Annotated in this window: 16 protein-coding genes; 3 read left to right on the top strand and 13 right to left on the bottom strand. The window is 61.1% G+C overall.

Going from position 1 to position 19,563, the window contains the following annotated elements; genetic code table 11:
- Positions 1–44: 44 nt before the first annotated feature.
- Positions 45–626 carry a hypothetical protein gene (locus NW826_RS02640; RefSeq protein WP_414332420.1) on the bottom strand — a complete coding sequence of 194 codons (582 nt, stop codon included), beginning with the start codon at positions 624–626 and terminating at the stop codon, positions 45–47.
- A 409-nt stretch (positions 627–1,035) separates the two neighbouring features.
- Between NW826_RS02640 and fba the strand changes: the two genes are divergently transcribed.
- Positions 1,036–2,115 (top strand): class II fructose-bisphosphate aldolase, encoded by a 1,080-nt coding sequence (fba, locus tag NW826_RS02635; protein WP_414332418.1) that lies wholly within the window; start codon positions 1,036–1,038, stop codon positions 2,113–2,115.
- Positions 2,116–2,244: 129 nt separating this feature from the next.
- On the opposite strand, the gene NW826_RS02630 is transcribed toward fba, so the two are convergent.
- The 10 genes from NW826_RS02630 to NW826_RS02585 form a co-directional block, all read right to left on the bottom strand.
- On the bottom strand, positions 2,245–2,478 hold the full coding sequence (locus NW826_RS02630; protein WP_414365410.1) for a hypothetical protein: 234 nt from the start codon (positions 2,476–2,478) through the stop codon (positions 2,245–2,247).
- Positions 2,479–2,517: 39 nt separating this feature from the next.
- Entirely contained in the window at positions 2,518–2,724 is a 207-nt protein-coding gene (locus NW826_RS02625; protein WP_414332414.1) for a hypothetical protein, read from the bottom strand.
- Between the two features lie 335 nt (positions 2,725–3,059).
- Positions 3,060–3,548: a Fe-S cluster assembly sulfur transfer protein SufU gene (gene sufU, locus NW826_RS02620; protein WP_414509371.1), complete on the bottom strand. Its 489-nt coding sequence runs from the start codon at positions 3,546–3,548 to the stop codon at positions 3,060–3,062.
- A 149-nt stretch (positions 3,549–3,697) separates the two neighbouring features.
- Positions 3,698–4,927 carry an NAD(P)/FAD-dependent oxidoreductase gene (locus tag NW826_RS02615; RefSeq protein WP_414509370.1) on the bottom strand — a complete coding sequence of 410 codons (1,230 nt, stop codon included), beginning with the start codon at positions 4,925–4,927 and terminating at the stop codon, positions 3,698–3,700.
- A 33-nt stretch (positions 4,928–4,960) separates the two neighbouring features.
- A complete protein-coding gene (locus NW826_RS02610; protein ID WP_414509369.1) occupies positions 4,961–6,832 on the bottom strand; it encodes a tetratricopeptide repeat protein in 1,872 nt (623 codons plus the stop codon).
- 178 nt (positions 6,833–7,010) lie between these two features.
- The gene (gene cobM, locus NW826_RS02605; protein ID WP_414509368.1) at positions 7,011–7,817 is read right to left on the bottom strand and encodes a precorrin-4 C(11)-methyltransferase; all 807 of its coding nucleotides are present in this window, start codon (positions 7,815–7,817) and stop codon (positions 7,011–7,013) included.
- A gap of 115 nt (positions 7,818–7,932) precedes the next feature.
- Entirely contained in the window at positions 7,933–8,640 is a 708-nt protein-coding gene (gene ispD / locus NW826_RS02600; RefSeq protein WP_414509433.1) for a 2-C-methyl-D-erythritol 4-phosphate cytidylyltransferase, read from the bottom strand.
- Positions 8,641–8,763: 123 nt separating this feature from the next.
- A complete protein-coding gene (locus NW826_RS02595; protein WP_414509367.1) occupies positions 8,764–10,170 on the bottom strand; it encodes an ammonium transporter in 1,407 nt (468 codons plus the stop codon).
- A gap of 134 nt (positions 10,171–10,304) precedes the next feature.
- Complete coding sequence (locus NW826_RS02590) at positions 10,305–10,643, bottom strand: P-II family nitrogen regulator (RefSeq protein WP_011430352.1); 339 nt, start codon at positions 10,641–10,643, stop codon at positions 10,305–10,307.
- A gap of 173 nt (positions 10,644–10,816) precedes the next feature.
- Entirely contained in the window at positions 10,817–12,211 is a 1,395-nt protein-coding gene (locus NW826_RS02585; RefSeq protein WP_414332401.1) for an IctB family putative bicarbonate transporter, read from the bottom strand.
- 858 nt (positions 12,212–13,069) lie between these two features.
- On the opposite strand from NW826_RS02585, the gene holA reads away from it, so the two are divergent.
- Positions 13,070–14,050 (top strand): DNA polymerase III subunit delta, encoded by a 981-nt coding sequence (gene holA, locus NW826_RS02580; protein ID WP_414332399.1) that lies wholly within the window; start codon positions 13,070–13,072, stop codon positions 14,048–14,050.
- A gap of 295 nt (positions 14,051–14,345) precedes the next feature.
- On the opposite strand, the gene NW826_RS02575 is transcribed toward holA, so the two are convergent.
- Together NW826_RS02575 and NW826_RS02570 are read right to left on the bottom strand one after the other, a co-directional pair.
- Positions 14,346–16,685, bottom strand: coding sequence for a transglycosylase domain-containing protein (locus NW826_RS02575; protein ID WP_414509366.1), 2,340 nt, complete (start codon positions 16,683–16,685; stop codon positions 14,346–14,348).
- Positions 16,686–16,688: 3 nt separating this feature from the next.
- Positions 16,689–18,509, bottom strand: coding sequence for a protein kinase domain-containing protein (locus NW826_RS02570; protein WP_414509365.1), 1,821 nt, complete (start codon positions 18,507–18,509; stop codon positions 16,689–16,691).
- Between the two features lie 133 nt (positions 18,510–18,642).
- Here NW826_RS02570 and NW826_RS02565 point away from each other — a divergent pair, with 133 nt between their 5' ends.
- The gene (locus NW826_RS02565) at positions 18,643–19,560 is read left to right on the top strand and encodes a histone deacetylase (protein ID WP_414509364.1); all 918 of its coding nucleotides are present in this window, start codon (positions 18,643–18,645) and stop codon (positions 19,558–19,560) included.
- Positions 19,561–19,563: the final 3 nt, after the last annotated feature.

Here is a 19,563-nt window from a genome sequence, read left to right as displayed (position 1 = left end):
GGCGCTCCTTCTCTTCAGGACTGGGAGCACCAGGCTCTTTGTTCTCAACGGGTCATCACCTGCAGGGGGAAGCGCTCCGCCAACTCCCCTTCTACCTTGGGCAGCCATTCCTCTTGAAACACCCACACCTGGCCTTGCTGCACGCGGCCATCGGGGTTTTGCGTCAGCTCCAGCCAATAGACGAATTGGTTTCCCCGCAGCACCACGCCTTGAATGGCCAAGGCCAGGGTATAGCCGGGAGTATTCGCCAGGGCCTCTGGGGACGGGTAGCGGATCACCTCCACCGCCCGATCCAAATCGGCGGCAATCTCTGGCCCATAGACCTCGCGAATCGCCTGAAAGAGATCTTCCGCCGTCAGCCCTTGTGGGCGAAAGAAGGTCATGCGCTCCGAGCGAATCGTCTCCCGATCCAGCGGGTTGATGATCCGTCCTGGCGGAGCCACCGAGGCCAAAAAGGTAAACCGGGATCCATCCGGCTCCACGCGGTTGATGTTCAGGGTTTCGCCCGGACGGGGCCGCAGCACGGGATTCTCCCTCACCCAGGCGGCCACCTGATCCGGAGATTGCCCAGGGATCCCCCAAGCGGCCAAGCGAAGACCCGCTGCCGCCCAGCAGGCTATGGCCAAACCAATCGCCTTAGCGGGTCGGAGTCCTCTCCCTTGAGACAAGGGCAGTTGTTTACCCCCACAGGATAGAGCCTTCCCTCGGTTGGCGCCCAAGACCGGCCACGGATTGCAATGCACCTTCTCATTCCTCCGGACAACCAATGCAGAAACGATATGAACACATGGTCAGGCAGGGGCAGAGCCTTCCTCGATGGGAAAAGTCCTGCCCTCCCGGCCCTTTCCTACTGTATCTGGAGAGGTTGGTGGGCCTGTTGCGTCTGAGCGCGAGCCTCACGGCCAATGGTTGCAAAGATCCCTCGGCAAGATACGCAGATCGCCGGCGGCTTATCCGCCAAAACGTAAAAAGTATCTTAAGATCAACGGTAAGCAAACCTTATACGCATTAGGTCAGCACCTCAGGAGGTAACCGATGGCTCTCGTTGCAATGCGGACGCTGCTGGATCATGCCGCCGAACACGGCTACGGCATTCCGGCTTTCAACGTCAACAACATGGAGCAGATCCAAGCGATCATGCAAGCTGCCCATGAAACCAACAGTCCGGTCATCCTGCAAGCCTCTCGAGGGGCACGCAAGTATGCGGGCGAGCACTTTTTGCGCCACCTGATCCTGGCGGCGGTGGAGACCTACCCCCACATTCCCGTCGCCATGCACCAAGACCACGGCAACAGCCCCGCCACCTGCTACTCTGCCATCCGCAACGGCTTCACCAGCGTCATGATGGATGGCTCCCTCAAAGAAGATGCCAAAACGCCGGCCAGCTACGAGTACAACGTGGCCGTTACCTCCGAAGTGGTGAAAGTGGCCCACGCAATTGGGGTGAGCGTGGAAGGGGAACTGGGCTGCCTGGGATCCCTGGAGACAGGCCGTGGCGAAGCAGAAGATGGTCACGGTGCTGAAGGGGCCCTCAGCCACGACCAACTGCTCACCGACCCCGACCAAGCGGTGGACTTTGTGGAGCGAACTCAGGTGGATGCGCTGGCTGTAGCCATTGGCACCAGCCACGGCGCCTATAAGTTCTCCCGCAAGCCCACCGGCGACATTCTCGACATGGAGCGCATCGCCGAGATCCACCGCCGCCTGCCCAACACCCACCTGGTGATGCACGGTTCCTCCTCGGTGCCTAAGGAGTTGATCGACATCATCAACCAGTACGGCGGCTCCATCCCCGAGACCTACGGCGTGCCGCTGGAAGAAATTCAGCGGGGCATCCAAAACGGGGTGCGCAAAGTCAACATCGACACCGACAACCGCCTGGCCATCACGGCTGCCGTGCGCCGCGCCCTGGCCGAAAATCCGAAAGACTTTGATCCCCGCTCTTTCCTCAAGCCTTCTATTAAGGAAATGCAAAAAGTGTGCGCTGAGCGCTACATCGCCTTCGGCTGTGCCGGCCATGGCACCAAGGTTCCGGTGGTTACCTTGGATGAGATGGCAGCCAAGTATGCTTCTGGCGCTTTGGCAGCTCAGGTGAAGAAGACCGTCGCGGTCTAGCCCTCACACCCGGCCGCTGCAGCCCAGAACTCCTCGGCGTTTGCTGAGGAGACTCTAGCTCAATCGACAGGTAAGGGGATCCGCAGAGGATCCCCTGTTGCTTTGGAGGAACTTGATGCGTTTTGGCGGTCAGGCAGCTTTTGCTACAAAACTTTTTTCCACTTCGATTTGCCGATTTAGCAACGCCAAAGTCAGGCGATCCAGCATTTCCAGGTCGGCCTCGGAGTAATACCGTTGAAACAGCAGCTCGTTGATGAGGTTTTCTTGATGCCAACTGAGAAGGCCGCTGCGGAAAACTTGCTCCACGACTTCTGCGATACTAGGGGCCGGAGCAACAGGGAGAAAATCGAGAGAGGTATTCATGGTCGTTTCCGTTTGAGAGAGTTGCTTCGAGAGTCCCGGTTACTTGCGCCGAGGAACGAGATAGCGCTGCTTAATCTGCTCCAGCGAGAGGCGGGAAACTCCGGCCCGCGGCTCGTCCTCAGAAGAGGCCTCACCCTGCCACTTGAGGGATACTCCCAGCAGTGCTCCCAAAGAAAAGCTCTCGCTCAACAGGGCCGCTATGCGGTAAGTACGGTAGTCTAGCGTTAGATCGACACCAGCTTGCATCTGCGTTTCCTCCGTATTTCCAACGTTCACGTCCTCATTATAGCCTGGATATCCGTAAAAAAACGTAAAACACCGAGGATCTACGTACGCGATTTATAGGATTTTTCTACGCCATTTGGCGGATAGCGGCGGGGATCCTACGGATCTGGGGGGGGCAGGTTCAGGGATCCCAGCTCAGCAGAGCCGCGATTGCGGCGGCCAGAGTGGCGGCGTTGAAGGGCTTGCTGCTGAGGCCATTGGCTCCCAGACGAGCCAAAGAGGCACCCTGGCATCCCTGATCCTCGGAGTTTCCTGGATAACAGGGATCCCTTACGTTACCGCTCAGAGCTCGAAACCTAGTCGGTGTTTTCGTTGCTCACAAAATCTGGGTTGTCCGGGGATCCACTGGGTTCGGGCGATTCCAGCGCGTGTTTGAGGGCATGCCAGGCCAGGTTGGCGCACTTGATGCGCACCGGAAATTGGGCAACTCCCTTCATGGCGTTCAAGGCCCGCTGCTCCCGCGGAAACTCAGCGCCGCCGCGCATCATGGCTTGGAAGTGATCCACCAACTGCAACGCTTCGGGGATGGTGCGCCCCCGCACGGCGTCAGCCATGAGATCGGCAGAGGCCAGGGCAATAGCGCAGCCTTCGCCCTCGAATTTGATATCGACAATTCGCTCTTGATCCGGATCCAGTTGCAAGGTGAGGTCGATGGTGTCGCCACAGGAAGGGTTGTAGCCGCGTTGGTGGCGATGAACCGGATCCACTTTGCCGAAGTTGCGGGGCTTTTTGTACCGCTCCAGAATGACTTGCTGATAGAGTCCGCGCAGGTTATCGAGAGGCATTGTTGTTCCCGCTTGGTCGCTGCTTGGGCCGGAGAGCGTCAAGAGCTTTTGAGGGTTGAAGGGCGATAGGGTCGAGATCGAGAAGCCGAGGAAGCTAGCCCATTCCGGCCAATCTGTAACTTAATCTTAACCCCGTTCTCTGTAGAGATTTAGTAGAAAAACGCCTGCCAGCGCACGGGCTTGCGTTGGCGCATGTAGAGCCAATCGAACAGGTTTTTCAGCAGCGTGGCCAGGTAGCCGCGCCAGACCCACCTGCCCTTCTCGGCGACGGCAACCCGGTTTCCCACCGTAACGCAGACAAACACAGTGGCCTGGGGTCGGTAGGGAAGCAGGGGTTGGCCGCGGATGAGCCGCAGCAGGTTTTGTGCTGCAATCGGCCCCTGGCGCACCGCGTACACGCCGATCTTGGGCAAGAGACGGGATCCCCAGACAAAGTCGGCGCAGTCCCCTAAGGCCAAGATGCGCTCTGCCCCCTGCACCCGCAGGCACTCATCCACCAGCAGGGATCCCGTCGGCCCCAGCGGCAGGCCGCAGCTTCTCAGCCAGGCGGGCGCCTGCAACCCACCCGCCCATAGGCGGGTCTGGGCCACCAGCTCGCTGCCATCCTCTAGCCAAACTTGCTGTGGCCCGAAGGCTTTTACCCGGCGCTCCGCCCAGATCTCTACCCCCAAGCGGCGGATCTCCCTTTCCACCTCCTGGCGGAAGCGTTCTGAGAAGCCCTCGACCAGATGGGCCTGGCCATGGATCAGGAGCAGGCGGGCCCGCGCCAAAGGGATCCCCGTTGCTGCGCTCATCTCGCGGCAGAGGTCGTACAGCTCTCCCATCAGCTCTGTGCCGGTGCAACCTCCCCCCACCACCACAAAGGTCAGCAGGCCCGGCGTCGGATCCCCCTGAGCCGCCCGCTGCCAGCACTGCCGGATCCGGGTTTGGGCGGCCAGCAGTTGCTCTGCCGGTCGAATGGCGAAAGCATGTTGCATCCCGTCGATGGCCCGCAGCTCCCGCCCCACATTCACCAACAGGTAATCGTAGGCAAGGGTTTGGCTCCCGCCTGCGCCTTCCAGGGTCAGGGTTTGCGCCTGCGGGTGAATGTGGGTTACTCGTCCTTGCAGAAACTGGGCGCCATTGGCTTGAATGTGCTCCAGCAGCGGGATCCGCACCAGATCCAGGGAAAACCGACCGCTCAGCAGCCGCGTGGACATGCCCGAGTTGACGATGTAGGGGCGGGGATTGATGGCGATCACCCGCGCTTGCCCTTTGAGGGCCCGCAGGGCATCGATGGCTCCATAGCCACATCCGGCCAAGACCACGGTGGGCAGGGATCCCTTCATGGCTGGAGCGGCAACCTCTCGCAGGCGGGCGCGCATCTTGTCGGGCGGCAACCGGGATCCCTCAGCGTCGATCAGCTCCCATCTTTACACGGGCAGTAGGTCGGTATGCACCTCTTCCATCTGCTTGGAGAGAAGCCGCTGCAGGCTCCCTCTGGCTTCGGGGAAGTTGGGAGAAATTTCCAAAGCCGAGCGAAAGTGATCGATGGCCTGCTCCAGCTTGCCTTGGCGGGCCAAGACGGATCCCACGCGATAGTGGGCCATGCCGTAGCTGCCGTTGCTGCGCATCGCCCGTTGATAGCTGGACACCGCCGAGCTCAGATCCCCCTTGATACGGGCCACTTCCCCCAAGCCAAAGTGGGCTTCGGGCAAATCTGGGTGTTCTCTTAACGCTTGTTCAAACTGTTGCACAGCCTCTTGCACCTGCTGGGGCCAGACAAACTTGCGCCCGGAGGCGTCGCGGTGTTTTTGACCCAAATAGGACAAGCCGATGGCAGCAACCGCCTCAGGCAAGTTGGGCACCAGCCCCAGAGCTCGCTGGTAGCTCTTGATGGCTTCGTTGTGCTGCTCCTGGGCCGCTAAGACCAAGCCCAGCCCGTAGTGGGCGCGGCCCTGCTGGAGCTTGGAGGAGCTGCCGGAGAGGAGCACCTGGCTGAACTCTTGGCCAGCCTGGGCCAGACGCCCCGCATGAACCATGGCCAAGCCCAGATCCACCCGCACAGCGGCGGCTAATTCGGGATCCAGATCGAGATTGAGGGCGGTTTGAAAAGCTGCTATTGCCGCTTTCAACTGGCCCTTGCGCATCAGCGCTTGCCCCATCAGGTGGTGGGCCAGGCCCAGGCGATCGTTCAATTCCAAAGCAGACCAACAGGAATCGATCGCCTCGTCCCATTGCCCCAACTTGAGGCGAATTTGAGCAATACGGAGGTGGGCCTGGCTGAAGTGGGGATCCAACTCAAGGGCCTTTTGTTGCTGGGCCAAGGCTTCTGCCCAGTTGCCTTTCTCGGCCCAGGCTTGGCCGAGCAGGCTATGGATCTCAACTTGAGCAGATCCCTGGGTGAGGGACACGGCCTCCTGAAACCGCTCCACTGCCTCAGGAACTTGATTGGCTTGTAAAAAGGACAAACCTTCTGCAAAAGGATCAGAGGATCCCTCTCGCTTAAAGGTGTTGACAGCACGCCGGCCTTTCCACCCCAGCCAGCTCCCCCCTGCAGCCAGGATCAACAGAGGGATCCCTACTCCCAGCGATCTGGCCCGGGCAGGGACGTCGGGCTGCCGGAAAGAATGCACCACCAACCCGGCCCCCAGCAGGAGAGACAAAGCCAGGGCTCCCCCCAGGAAGGGTCGTAGGGTAGGTTGGTGCAACTGCTGGCCAAGCGCCTGAACGTTGACCGGAAGGCTGATGGGAGAACTGGGGCGAGCAGGGGCAGTCGTGGGCGGAGAGGTCGGGATCCCAGCTTGGGCCTGTGCAGAGGCATGAGCAGCAGGAGACTGACTTGGGTCAGGCTCTGAGCGTCGCTCTTTCTGGGTTTTGGGAACCGGCGCCTCTAGAGTTTTAACTTTGCGAAAATCAGAGCTGCCATCGGGATCCACAACAGGTTTTTGGGCATCCAGCACCTTGATCTCGGAAATCTTGGCGTCCGGCAATACAATCTGCGTGGCGTCGGCACCGCTTTTCCCAGAAGACAAATAGAAGACTTTTTTCCACTGCGGCTGTGTTTCTCCCTGCAGCCGACCGTACACCACCAGTTGGCTGACTCCCTGCACCGGCGCGCCTTCCAATTGGTCGGCAACCCGCTGCAACACCATAGAGCGGCTGAACAGTCCCTGCTGTGGGAGCTCCACCATCAGGTAAAGGACATCTTGTTTCAGCGCCGAACGGCTTGGCAGGGGAGCAAGGGCCTTCTGCAAAGTCTTGATCAGGGTTGCCGCGCTGCGAGCAGCAGATGAGTCATCCATAAGCATAAGGCTAGAAAGAGGGAGAAAAAAAGTCTTGCAACAACCCCAAAAGGGATCCACTTCTTTTGGCAAAGATGGGCGCCCTGCAGCCAGAAGCCAAAGTATTTGACCTCATCTTGCTGCCTCATCGTCATTATGTTCAGCCTGCCGTCATCCGTCAATATACTGAAAGAGTCTGTTACAAATGGGCCCGCCGGCCAATTTTGGGGCGGAAGAGGTGGGCGTGGTCAGGGCTGTAGAGCCGCGAGCGGGCCGAGCCGGCTCCTGCCAAGCCCCGTAGGGCGGGACTGATGAGGTAGAGCACGGTGCGTTCCAGGCTGGCTTGCCGGGTGAGGGCCGCCATCTCCGCCAGGGATCCCAGCCAGATTCGCTCGTCCGGCCAGCCCAGACGGTAGCAAATGGCCACCGGGGTATCGGCGGGATAGTGGGTCAGGAGATCCGCCTGGGCCTGTTCCACATGGCGGGCGCTCAGGTAGAGACACAAAGAGGCGCGGTGGGCCGCCAGGCTGGCCAGGGCTTCCGCTGCCGGCACGCGCGTCCGACCGCTGGCGCGGGTGAGGATAATCGTCTGCACCAGCTCCGGCACCGTTAGCTCCACCTGCAGACGGGCGGCTGCCAGTTGAAAGGCGCTCACCCCCGGCACGATCTCAAAGGGGATCCCGGCCTCCGCCAGCCGAATCAGCAACTCGTGCAGAGCACCGTAAAGAGACGGATCCCCATCCTGCAGCCGCACCACCCGCAGCCCTGCCTTGACCCGCTCCACCATCTGGGGCAGCAGCGTTTCCAAAGTGAGCGCTCGTGTGTCGATGGCCTCCACCCCAGGGCGACAATGGGTCAGCAGCCCCTCCGGCACCAAAGAGCCTGTGTAGAATACTACATCTGCTTCCGCGAGCGCTCTCTGGCCCCGCAGGGTAATCAGCTCGGGATCCCCGGGGCCGGCGCCGACAATGTGCACAGGCCAGTAGGACGAAGTCTCCTCGCTCATCTGCTCTCCTCTCGCCCCAGCAGCCTGCATCCTAACAGCAGCCGATCCCCCAAAACTCCCCTCTCCTTTTGGGAGAGGGGTTGGGGGTGAGGGCGACAGAGAGTAAGGGATTAAGCTAACGCGCCAGCTCGAGGCGCTGCTGTAGAATTTGCTCGGCCAGCACCAGATCCCAGGGGGTGGTTAACTTCAGGTTAGACTCCTCCCCTTCCACGATGTAAACCGGCCAACCCAGGTTCTCGAACAGGGCTGCGTCATCGGTTACCTGCCACCCCTGGGCCAGCGCCTCCCGATGGGCTTGCCACAAGAGCGACAGGCGAAACCCCTGCGGTGTCTGAGCTGCCCACAGCCGGCTGCGCTCCGGTGTCGATTGGATTTGGATCCCCTTGGGGCCGGTCTCGGTGACTTTGATCGTATCCTTGACAGGGATCGCCGCAATCAAGCCGTCCACCTGCTCCAGAGCGGCGCTGCAGCGATCGAACAATTCAGGGGTGGCCAAGCAGCGAGCTCCATCGTGAATTAGCACCCGCTCCACCGTTCCCCGCCCATAGAGATACTCCACTCCCCTGTAAACCGACTCCTGCCGCGTCGCCCCTCCTTGCAGAAGCTGCACCGGCGTGGACAGCTCGATGGACGCCAGGATCTGCTCCATGGCCGGCCAATCGCCGGGCTGGGAGAGAATGCCGATCCACTCGATGGAACCGGCCCGATCCGCCGCCTGCAACGTCCAAGCCAAGATGGGCTGGCCCAAAAGTGGCAGCAACAGCTTGTTGACCGCCGCCCCCATCCGCTTGCCACTCCCGGCCGCCGGGATCAACAGGTGCATGGGATCCAAAAGTGCATCCAACCGCATCCCAGTTTACAGCCAGGGAGGGCCAGGCTTGGCCCTCCTCATCGTTGACAGTGGCGATTGGTGCCGCTGGATCCCCCTCAGAGCCGGGGTGCCGCCTCAAGGTTGGTCCAACTCGGCGGAAGCAATCACAAAATCCGGGTAGGCCACGTTACCATGCTCGCCCACATCCAAGCCGGCCAGCTCCTCTTCGGCACTGGTGCGCAGGCCAACGGTTGCCTTGAGGATCAAAAACAGGATCAAGCAGGTGAGGAAAGGCCAGAAGAAATAGGCTAGAGCGCCCACAACTTGTACCCCAAATTGCGCCCAGGTCACCCCTGAATCGGCGTGGGCAAACCAAGGGATCCCGGCTGCCAACACCCCCCAAATACCGCAGGTGCCGTGTACCGAAACGGCGCCCACCGGGTCGTCAATCTTCAGCACCGTATCCAGAATCACCGCCGAGATGACCACCAGGATCCCGGCCACCGAACCGATGATCAAAGCTCCCAGAGGGTGGACAGTGTTGCAAGGAGCGGTGATCCCTACCAAGCCGCCCAGCACCCCGTTGGCGGCAAAGGTCATATCCGGCTTGCCAAAATGCGCCCAGCAGGTGATCATCGCCCCAATGGCCCCTGCCGAAGCTGCCAGCAGCGTGTTCATGGCAATCCAGCCGATATCGGGGCTGGCGGCTGTGGTCGAGCCGGCGTTGAACCCAATCCAACCCAAGGTGAGGATAAACACTCCCAGCATCCCCAGGGGCAGGTTGTGGCCGGGAATCGCCCGCGGCTCGCCGTTGGGGCCGTACTTGCCGATGCGAGGGCCAAGCACCATGGCCCCGGCCAAGGCGGAAGCGCCCCCCACCAAATGCACTACGCCCGAACCGGCAAAGTCGATGAAGCCCAGATTTTCCAGCCAGCCGCTAGTGCCACCGTTGTAGTCGCCAAACAGCCCATTCCAAGCCCAGCCCCCCGAGATGGGGTAGATCAGCCCAGAGATGACGACAGAGTAGATGAGGTAGGCCACGAACTTGGTGCGCTCCGCCATGGCCCCGGAAACAATGGTGGCAGCGGTGGCGGCAAACACCATCTGGAAGACAAAGAAGGTGAAGGGCCAATCCCCTGCTTCGTGGGCTTGCTGCCAACTGAAAGCAAACCAGCTCCTGCCAAAGAAGCCAGTATTTTCTCCAAACATCAGGCCAAACCCGATGAACCAAAAGGCGCAACAGCCCATGCAAAAGTCCATCAGGTTTTTCATCATGATGTTGGCGGCATTTTTGGCGCGGGTAAAGCCCGTCTCCACCATGGCGAACCCCGCCTGCATGAAGAACACCAAGGCTGCCCCCACCAGTGTCCAGACAATGTCAGCATGTTCCTGTACGACTTCCGCGTCCTGGGCGAAGGCACTCCCCTGGCCCAATAGGAAAACCAGCGAAATCGTCAGAGCAGCAGTTAGACTCCACTTGGCCAGTCGCCCAAGCCGCTGAGGTAGCGGGTTCTTATGCTTTTGGATCATCGTTGTAGACATGCTTTTCGACTTACCTAAAGTGACGGTACTTTTCACAACGCACTAGTAGATAGGGCAAAAATCCCTCATTTGCCCACTGCAAGCCAGCCTGGGACTCGGGTCGAGCTACCCAGGCTCCAAGACCTTCACCTTCTCTACAGGGCGTCCTGGTTGAGTTCGCCGGTGCGGATGCGAATCGTCTTCTCGACAGGGCTGATGAAAATCTTGCCGTCCCCGATTTCGCCGGTGCGAGCCGCCGCGATCAGCTTCTCCACAACCGTGTCCACCAGGTCGTCTTCGACCACGATCTCCACCTTCAGCTTTTGCAGGAACTCTACCGTGTACTCGGATCCCCGATAGCGCTCGGTCTGTCCCTTTTGTCGACCAAAACCCCGCACTTCGCTCACCGTCATGCCGACGATGCCGGCGTTGACCAGGGCAATTTTCACCTCATCTAGCTTGAAGGGCCGAATTACAGCTTCGATCTTTTTCATTGGCCTCCCATATCCCCAGCAATTCCGCTAATTTCTAACACTACTAAAACCTGCAAATTGTAAATCTAGATACATTTTCGTTCCTCTACTGAGAATGCTTACCACTCTAGATTTGCTCTCGTCAAGACCAGAAGGCCAAGCCCGGGCCACTCTAAGAAGTCCGCGCCGGCATCTCACGAGCTGGGTCTTTCAGCGGCCGTTGAGGATCGAGGAGAACCCAGACTGGCTGTGACGAGGGCCACCGCCAGCCACCACAGCATTTGTACCTGGGGACGGTACCAGATGGTATCCACTAGGCCGTGGGCCATCATGCCGGTGCAAGCCGCTAAGCCTGCTGCCACCCACAGGCCCTCGGGATCCCGGGAGCTGAGCAAAGTGTTCCAGCCTCTCCAGCCGTGATCCCAGAGCACCAACAAAAACCAGGCAAAAGCCAGGGATCCGATGAAGCCTGTCTCCACGGCGAGTTGCAGCGGCACCGAGTAGGCCCCAAGGGCGCTGAAGTTGCCCCGCTGGTAGAGGGGATAGACGCGGTTGAAGGCGACATTGCCGGGGCCGATCCCCAAGATGGGAAAGTCGCGGATCATGTCCAGCGCGGCGGCCCAGACGTTGAGGCGAAAATTGTTGCTGGTGTCCAGCCGTCCCCAAAAGAGGCTCTGAGCCCGCAGCCGCAGGGGGCGTACTGTTACGATCGCAAGCAACAACGTGGCTGCCCCCCCTCCCAACAGAGCCGGCAGCGTCCAACGTCGCCAACGGGCTGGCAAGTGGGGGGTTTGCCATTGCGCCAGCAGCACCGCCATCATTCCCAGCGCTGCTAGGCCGCCAATCCAGGCGCCGCGGCTGTAGGTCAGCATCAGGCAGATGAAGTTGACGGCAGTTGTAAACCCAACCAAGAGCTTGATCCCCCAGCCCGGCCAGATGCAAATGGCAGCCAGCCCCAGAGGGAGGAGCGGAACCAGGTAGCCCCCATACAAATTGGGGTTGCGCAGAAAGCTGTACACCCGCGTCAGGCCTGCCAAGCCCGATTCCGGATCCACCCAGGTGGCTAGCTCGGCAGCCCCGTAAAAGTATTGCCGCAGGCCATAGACCCCCATCCCCAAGCTGACCAAGAGCAGGGATCCGACGATCCAATCCCGGAACTGCAGTTGGCGAAGCAGACGCTGCAGCAGCAGATAGCCGGCCAGGTAGAGCGTCAACTTCAGCCAGCCGTCCCGCGCTGCATAGGGAACCGGCGACAGGATTGTGGCCAGGGTGGCTATGCCCCAAAACAGGCCTAGGGGCAGATGGACGGGCAGCCAATTCGGGGTTTCCACCAGCCAGCCCAAGACCACAAGCGCCGCCATAGCCAGCAAAATCAGACCTAGGATGCCGGTGGAGCTTTGGGCCGAAAAAAACCAGTAGAGCAGCACCAGGCCCAAACCGATCCAATCCAAGGTTTGGACGAGCCGGCTGCTTTTGCCCCACTGCCGCAGGGATCCCGACACTCGGCTCAAAAGGCTGCCCTGCCACCAGGACTCGATAGAGAAATCCCGCAGCAGCAGGCCGCGCCATGCTTGCGTTGCTCGTTGCATGACCCCTTCCAACACCCTAGGCTTCAGCTCATCTTCCGAGTTTATATCCCCAGCGGACAGGAGCAAGGGCGGGAAGGCAAGAGGGATCCCCTTTCTAGAAGGCTAATCTTTTCTTCCTGGGCTTGGCTTCAGGGCTGGTTGTTTTAGAGGCAGCCCAAGACGAAACAACTTTGGGGGGAATTATCCCCCCATTAAACTGCTCACCCGTCTCTTTTTGGCCGAGAGGTATCCAGAGATTTTGATAGCCTTGTCGAGACCAAGCTCGAAACATCACTTAGGCAACCGAGGCCAACGGGCGAAACTGAGATCCTTTAACTTCTTGGGAATTGAAAGGAGAAATCACCGATCCCGATTTGTCTGCATTCAAGGTTTGAGGATCGCAATAATGAATCTGAACACGGGTAGGACGGCCTAAACCCAAAGCAGATCCCAGGCAGCGAGCCAGAACCTGTACCTTGAACTCCAGTTCGCCAATGGTGTCCATCGTTCGCGACCCCCTCCCGATGCCTATCCCTAAGCTCAATCTAGGAGAAGATTGATGATCTTTCTTCAGTGGGAACACAGAATTTGCCAAGCTAGGGCCAAATCAAAGATCATGCAAAGCTGGCACCTTTTTTCAGAGAGAGGGAAGAGGCTTGAACCTGGCCCGGTTTTTTCTGGGGGATCCCGGACAAAGGGCGGGAGCATGCGCGTTGATTTACGTAAAATAACGCCTAGAGAAACCACGGAAAAGGGCTGGAGACCAGTTGCAGTGGCGGCTCTGCGGAGGCTGAGCAACTTGCTGGGATCTGCAGCCGCCTCAATCAAACAGGTTGGCCAGGGATCCAGCCAGAGCGTTGATGAGGGGGCTAGGGTATTATGCCCGTCTACCTTTACTGGGGAGATGACACCTATCGGCTGATGCAGGCGGTGCAGCAGTTGCGGGATCAAGTGCTGGATCCCGATTGGGCTGCTTTTAATTACGATCGCCTGCCACCGGAATCGACGCTTGTCGGCCTCAGCCAGGCCATGACGCCGCCCCTGGGATCCAACGCCCGCCTGGTTTGGCTGGAGGAGACGACACTCACCCAACATTGCCCGGAAGAGCTGTGGGAAGCAGTGGAGCGCACCCTGGCCCAGTTGCCCCCCACGACACATTTGCTGTTAACCAGCAGCAGCAAGCCGGACGGACGCCTCAAATCCACCAAAATCCTCAAGAAAGTGGCCATCGTCCGCGAGTTTCCCCAACTGCCTCCCTGGGATGAAGAGGGCATTCTTAGACAGGTATACAGCGAAGCCCGGCAACGGCATCTCAAGCTCAGCCCGGCGGCAGCCCAGAAGTTGGCCGAGGCGGTGGGCAACGACTCCCGCCGCTTGGCGATGGAATTGGAAAAGCTGGCTCTGTTTACAGCCGCTCAAGAGGATCCCATCTCCCCTGAGCAAATCGAGGCCTTGGTTCCCGCCAGCGCCTACAACAGCTTTCAACTGGCGGCCGCCCTGCGCCAGGGCAACTTGGATCAGGCCCTGCCCATCCTGGCCCATCTGCTGGATCACAACGAGCCGGCCCTGAAGATCCTGGCAGTGTTGGTGGGCCAATTCCGCACCTGGCTGTGGGTACGGCTGCTGCTGGAGGAGGGAGAACGGGATCCCAAAGTCATCGCCCAAAAAGCAGAGATCGCCAACCCCAACCGAGTTTACTTTTTACAGAAAGAGGTGGGATCCCTGGAAAGCGCAGCTCTGCTGAAGGCAATGCAGCAACTTTTGCAACTGGAATACCAGCTCAAGCAAGGTCAGCCAGAGCGAGAGGTGTTTCAAGAAGCCCTAATCCAGATCGCGACCATTCTCCGCAAATCCTGCTGATCTTCCCCGTTTCTGTTACTCGGACTTCAGAGACAGTTCTGACAACAGCCCGAAGACTTAATCGGCTTAGGTTACAGCCTTTTCCAGCTTATAGCCATTTCAGATAGCAATGAAACGTTTCTCTACGTCGTTATTGCTCCGCAACGCTGTCGCGGACGCGCCGCTCTAACTCCCCTCTCCCTCTGGGAGAGGGGCCGGGGGTGAGGGCTGGGGGAGAGGGGCTGGGGGTGAGGGAGGCAAAGCGTCTATTTGTCGAGTTGTCGGGATGTGGAGTTGTCTGATTGGCTTTGGCGAGCTATTGAATGACTTGCTTCATGTAACTTCCCCAAGTTTGAGCGGCGATGCCGCTACTCCCTCGCGTTGGGCTGGAGTCATCATTGCCCAGCCAAATGCCGGTTACCAGAGGCGGGTTGGGTGTGTAGCCGATAAAGAGCAGATCCTTGTTGGCGGTGGTGGTGCCGGTTTTGCCCGCTTCTCCGATCCCAAGGCGAGCGGCGGTGCCGGTGCCGGAGCGGATCACGCCTTGCAATACGGCGGTCATCTGCTGGGCGACGCTTGCCGACAAAACCAGCCGCTGCGAGCGGGGATCCTCGCGGCCTGGGTAGATCTCGCGGCAGGTGCGAAAGTCGTCGGGGTTGGCGCAATCGCTGCTATCCAGGATGCGGCGGATGGTGTGGGGCCTGGACCAAAGGCCGCGATTGGCCAAAGGAGCAAAGGCCGCGGTCAGCTCCAGCAGGTTCACCTCCATCGTGCCGAGTACCAGGGAAGGATAGGGCTGCAAGGGGGATTGGATCCCCATTTGCCGCGCCATGGCCACCACCTGCTCCAGACCCACCTGTTGGGCCAACCGCAGGGCGATTACGTTTTCGGAGAGGATCAAGCCGCGGGCCAAGTCCATGGGGGTACTTCCCGAGCGGCAGCCCTGAAAGGTGAGGTTGCCCCAAGTAAGCGGCTCACAGGAGAGCACCTGCGAAAGCGGGATCCCCTGGCTGAGGGCGGCGGCGTAGGTGAAGACTTTGAAGGTGGATCCCGGCTGCCGTTGGGCTTGGGTAGCCCGGTTGAAGGGGCTGGCGTTGTAGTCGATCCCGCCCACGAGAGCTAAGATCTCGCCGTTGCGGCTGTCGAGGCTGACTAGGGCACCCTGACTGAAGCCCAGGCGGGAGCCCGCCTCGCGCACCGTTTGGGCCAGGGCCTGCTCCGCCAGCCGCTGGTAGGGCAAATGCAGTGTGGTCTCGATGATGAAGTTGCCCTCTGCCGAGAGGTCTTGGCCCAGAAGCTGCCGCAGCTCCTGGAAGACGGTGCTGTAGAAGTAAGGGGCAACCGTCGAGGTCTGGGAGCGCAGATTGGGGTTGAGGGTGAGGCGGCTGCGCCGGGCCCGCCGAATCTCCTCTTCTGGGAAGACTTGGAGCTCGCTGAGGCGATCCAACACCCGATCCCGGCCCCGCACGGCGGCATCGTAGTTGGCGACGGGGTTAAAGGCATTGGGAGCAGGCAGGATGGCGGCCAGGGTGGCGGCTTCGGAAAGGCTGAGCTGGCGGCTGGGGATCCCGAAGTAGAACTGGGCGGCGGTCTCAAAGCCGTAGATGCCGTTGCCCAGGTAGACGTTGTTGAGGTAGAGGGTGAGGATTTCGTCTTTGCTGTAGCGCCGTTCCAGCTTGAGGGCGGCGACGGCCTCCCGCAGCTTGCGGCCAAAGGTGTTGCCTGAGCCGGTGTAGTCGCGCAACACGGTGCGGGCCAGTTGCTGGCTGATGGAGCTGCCCCCCTGCTGCACCTCTCCGGAGCGCAGGTTGACCCAAAAGGCGCGGCCAATGCCCAGCAGATCGACCCCGAAGTGGGAGTAGAAGCGGTGATCTTCGGCGGCCACCACCACCTTGGGCAGAATCGGGCCGAAGGCCTCTAGGTTGGGCAGCTCCCGGTAGGTATCCCCCTGGTGGCGGCGCAGTTCGGTTTGCCGATCCCCGGCCAGGACGATGAGGGGGTTGCGATCGGCGGCGAGCGGCGGTTCTACTGAGAACTTGCTCCACTCGTGGCCGATCCAAATCCTCGCCCCCAGCCCCAAGAGCACCATCAGGATCAGGCAGCCGCGCACCCCGTACACCTGCGGCGGCGGTGGATCCAACACCTGAATGAACACGCTCTCCGGATCCCGGGGCGGGCCAAGGCTGAGTCGCTGGCCATGGCGCAGGATCACCCGCCGCACCCGCTCGGCGCCGCCAAAGGGCTTGAGGCGAAAGACGCCGTTGGTGGAGTCTTGATCTTCCAGTTGGTAGCGACCGGCGTTCCACCCCAGCCAGTAGAGAATCGGGGGCAACGGGATCCGCCACCCCAGGCCGGGCAGACGCCAACCCGGACGCGGGCGAACGCAGGCGTGCAGATGGCTCACCGCAGGGGCGGGGATGCGGATGGTGGCCACCGTCTGGCTGCGACCCAGAATGTCGGATCCCTGCAGGACAAACACCTGGGGAGCTTCTCCCGGCCAAGTAATCCGCAGGCGCACCGGGCGCTTGGGCGGGGGAGGGTCGGGGGGCTTGAGGAGGGCAGTGGGCCCAGCAGGGAAAGGCCGCCCCATTGCCAGGGTTTTGAAGAAGTGGACAACGGTGTTCAACAGCGACTTTTTGTCTTCGGAAGCAGACATGGCTCAATCTCCCCGCAGTTCGCGCGTACGGCGCAGCAGCTCCTGCATGGTCTGGCCGGGAGGAGGGCCGGCAGCGGCCGGACGGGGCTGGGCAACGGGGACGGTGGGCGGGGAAGGTGAAGGGCTGGGCGGGGAATCCCAAACGGCCAGGTAGAGGTGGCCCTGGGGGGTGCGCTCGACGAGGCCAGACCAAGAGCCGGAGCGGAACTGGACGCGCTCAGAACGGTTTTCCCGCACCGCCTGCAGTTCTCGCTGCAACTGGGGGGGCAAGGGGGCCTGCAGCATGTCTTCCAGCAGCCCTTCCGCCTGCGGGGCGGGCACGTCGTCGGCGATGGTGGCCTCGATTTGTTGCAGCGCCAGGCTGGATTCGTCGTAGGTGAGGCTCAAGTTCATGCCGCCCAAGCGGTACAGGTCGTACACGGTGTTGGGCCAGGCGCCCCGCCCCTGCTGGCTGGGGGATCCCAGGGCGGCCCGCACCACCTCGCGGGAAGTCTGGAGAGGGAAGGCGCGCAACACCGGCTCGCTGCTGGCGTAGGGCTCTAGCTCCGGCGCCGGATCCCGCTCCCTCTTGCCGGCGTCCTGGGCAGCACCGCCGTTGACCCGCTCCAGAGCAAGAGGTTCAGGGGCCGTATCGGGCTGCGCACCCGCTCCGGGGCGCTCATCCTCTAACTCCGTGGGAGCTGGCGAGGGGCGAGAGCCGGAGATCACCGGAGCTGCAGGGCGCTGCAGAAACCGCCCCAACCCCCAACTCACCAAAGCCAAACCCAGCAAACCGCCCGCCAAGAAGGGGATCAGGCGCAGGGGTCCCCTGTTTTCCGCCGCAGTGGCCCCTGTCACGGGCCTGAGACGCAGCGTGCCGGCTGTGGCTAAAGGAGCAGGATCCCGAAGCGAGGCGCCACGGATCCCTGGCGATGGAAAGGCAACAGGGGCGGAACTTTGGATCCCGGCTTGGATGCGCTCCAGCTCTGCCAACACATTGGCCACCGTGGGCGGACGGGCGGCTGGATCTTTGGCCAAACAACTGAGGATGAGGTCGGAGAGGCCAGCGGGCAGTCCCAGCTCTTCCAGAGGCAGGGGGCGCTGCTTGTGGTGGGCCTGGTACCAGCCCGGGAAAGATTCCGTGGTGGGCTGGAGGGGCATCTGGCCGGACGCCATCTGGTAGAGGATGATCCCGAAGCTGTAGATGTCGGAGCGGGCATCCAGCGGCAACCCTTCCAATTGCTCTGGGGAGGAGTAGGCCAGCGTCCCCAAGTAGGCGTGGGTGAGGCTCAGCGACTCACGGGTGTTGAGCAGCTTGGCAATGCCGAAATCCACCAGCTTCGCCAGCTCCCCCAAGCTCTCGTCGGCCACCACGATCACGTTGGCCGGCTTGAGGTCGCGGTGGATGACCTGGATCCGCTGCCCTTCCAAGAGGATCCCTTCGTGGGCTGCTTTGAGCCCCAGGCCAATTTGGCGGGCCAGCCGAAAAAAGCGCTCCAGAGGCAGAGGTCCCGCCGCCAGAATATCCTTGAGGGTTTGGCCGTTCAGGTATTCCATCACATAGAAGGGCACCTCATCGGCAGTGATGCCGTAGTCGCTCACCTTGACAATGTGCAGGCTCTTTTGGCCCAAAGCGGCGCAGGCTTTCGCTTCCCGCTCGAAGCGCAGGCGGGCCTGCTCGTCCATTGCCGGCTGGGAGAGCAGCTTAACGGCCACTTCCACCCCGCCAAAGAGCAGATCTTGGGCCAAATAGACCCGCCCCATGCCTCCTTGCCCCAGCAGATGGGTGAGGCGATAGCGCTGGGCCAAGAGGCGATCCAAAAAGGGATCCGAGGAAGTGAACATAGGAAATCGCGGCAATCCAGAGAAGAGAACAGAGCAAGACTTCCGCAGGGATCTGACAGGAGCGGGCTACCTCTACCATAAGCACTGAAGCTGTCATAGACTATGCCCACCGCCGTCAATCCGGTTGCTTTGAATGTCTTTGCCCGTCGTTTACCACCCCGACTACAGCGCCCCCCTGCCGCCGGGCCATCGCTTTCCTATGCCCAAATTCCGCCTCCTGCACGAGCTGCTGCTGCGGGAAGGGGTGATCCGCTCTCAGCAAGTGCATCAGCCGGAGCTGCCTCCCCTGGCTTGGATCGAATCGGTGCACACGCCAGAGTACGTGCGGGCCTACTGTGAGGGATCCCTGGAAGCCAAGCTGCAGCGGCGCATCGGCCTGCCCTGGAGCCCTGAGCTGGTGCGGCGCACCTGTCGAGCCGTGGGCGGCACCGTCCTGACCGCCCAGTTGGCCCTGCGCCACGGCCTGGCTTGCAATACCGCCGGCGGCACCCACCACGCCTTTCCCACCTACGGCTCCGGCTTCTGTATTTTCAATGACCTGGCCATTGCCGCCCAAGTCCTGCTGCAGCAGGGGCTGGTGCACAAGGTTCTGATTGTAGACTTGGATGTGCACCAGGGCGACGGCACCGCCTGGATCTTCCGCTCCGAGCCGCGGGTGTTTACCTTCTCCATGCACTGCGCCGCCAACTTCCCGGCCACCAAACAACAGAGCGACCTGGACGTGCCTCTGCCGGTGGGCCTGGAAGACGAAGCCTATCTACAAATCTTGGCCGACCACTTGCCGGATCTCTTGGCCCAGGTGCGCCCCGATCTGGTGCTCTACGACGCGGGGGTGGATCCCCACGCAGAAGACCTCTTGGGCAAGCTGGCCCTCAGCGACGAGGGGCTGTTTCGCCGCGACATGCAGGTGCTGGATACTTGCGTGAGACGGGGCCATCCGGTCGCCTGCGTCATCGGCGGCGGCTATGGCCAAGACCTTGCCCGCCTTGTGTACCGCCACTCGCTGCTGCACCGCGCCGCCAGCGAAGTGTACCGGCAATACCGTCTCTAGCTG

Source organism: Synechococcus sp. OH20 (assembly GCF_047502685.1).
Taxonomy (GTDB): Bacteria; Cyanobacteriota; Cyanobacteriia; order Thermostichales; family Thermostichaceae; genus Thermostichus.
Note: the sequence above shows the minus strand (reverse complement) of the source record. Positions and strands in the feature narration are given on the sequence as shown.

Excerpts from the sequence above, each read along its gene's own strand:
- fba (WP_414332418.1), top strand. The coding sequence starts at position 1,036 with ATGGCTCTCGTTGCAATGCGGACGCTGCTGGATCATGCCGCCGAACAC.
- NW826_RS02630 (WP_414365410.1), bottom strand. The coding sequence starts at position 2,478 with ATGAATACCTCTCTCGATTTTCTCCCTGTTGCTCCGGCCCCTAGTATC.
- NW826_RS02625 (WP_414332414.1), bottom strand. The coding sequence starts at position 2,724 with ATGCAAGCTGGTGTCGATCTAACGCTAGACTACCGTACTTACCGCATA.
- sufU (WP_414509371.1), bottom strand. The coding sequence starts at position 3,548 with ATGCCTCTCGATAACCTGCGCGGACTCTATCAGCAAGTCATTCTGGAG.
- NW826_RS02610 (WP_414509369.1), bottom strand. The coding sequence starts at position 6,832 with ATGGATGACTCATCTGCTGCTCGCAGCGCGGCAACCCTGATCAAGACT.
- cobM (WP_414509368.1), bottom strand. The coding sequence starts at position 7,817 with ATGAGCGAGGAGACTTCGTCCTACTGGCCTGTGCACATTGTCGGCGCC.
- ispD (WP_414509433.1), bottom strand. The coding sequence starts at position 8,640 with ATGCACCTGTTGATCCCGGCGGCCGGGAGTGGCAAGCGGATGGGGGCG.
- NW826_RS02595 (WP_414509367.1), bottom strand. The coding sequence starts at position 10,170 with ATGTCTACAACGATGATCCAAAAGCATAAGAACCCGCTACCTCAGCGG.
- NW826_RS02590 (WP_011430352.1), bottom strand. The coding sequence starts at position 10,643 with ATGAAAAAGATCGAAGCTGTAATTCGGCCCTTCAAGCTAGATGAGGTG.
- NW826_RS02585 (WP_414332401.1), bottom strand. The coding sequence starts at position 12,211 with ATGCAACGAGCAACGCAAGCATGGCGCGGCCTGCTGCTGCGGGATTTC.
- holA (WP_414332399.1), top strand. The coding sequence starts at position 13,070 with ATGCCCGTCTACCTTTACTGGGGAGATGACACCTATCGGCTGATGCAG.
- NW826_RS02575 (WP_414509366.1), bottom strand. The coding sequence starts at position 16,685 with ATGTCTGCTTCCGAAGACAAAAAGTCGCTGTTGAACACCGTTGTCCAC.
- NW826_RS02570 (WP_414509365.1), bottom strand. The coding sequence starts at position 18,509 with ATGTTCACTTCCTCGGATCCCTTTTTGGATCGCCTCTTGGCCCAGCGC.
- NW826_RS02565 (WP_414509364.1), top strand. The coding sequence starts at position 18,643 with ATGTCTTTGCCCGTCGTTTACCACCCCGACTACAGCGCCCCCCTGCCG.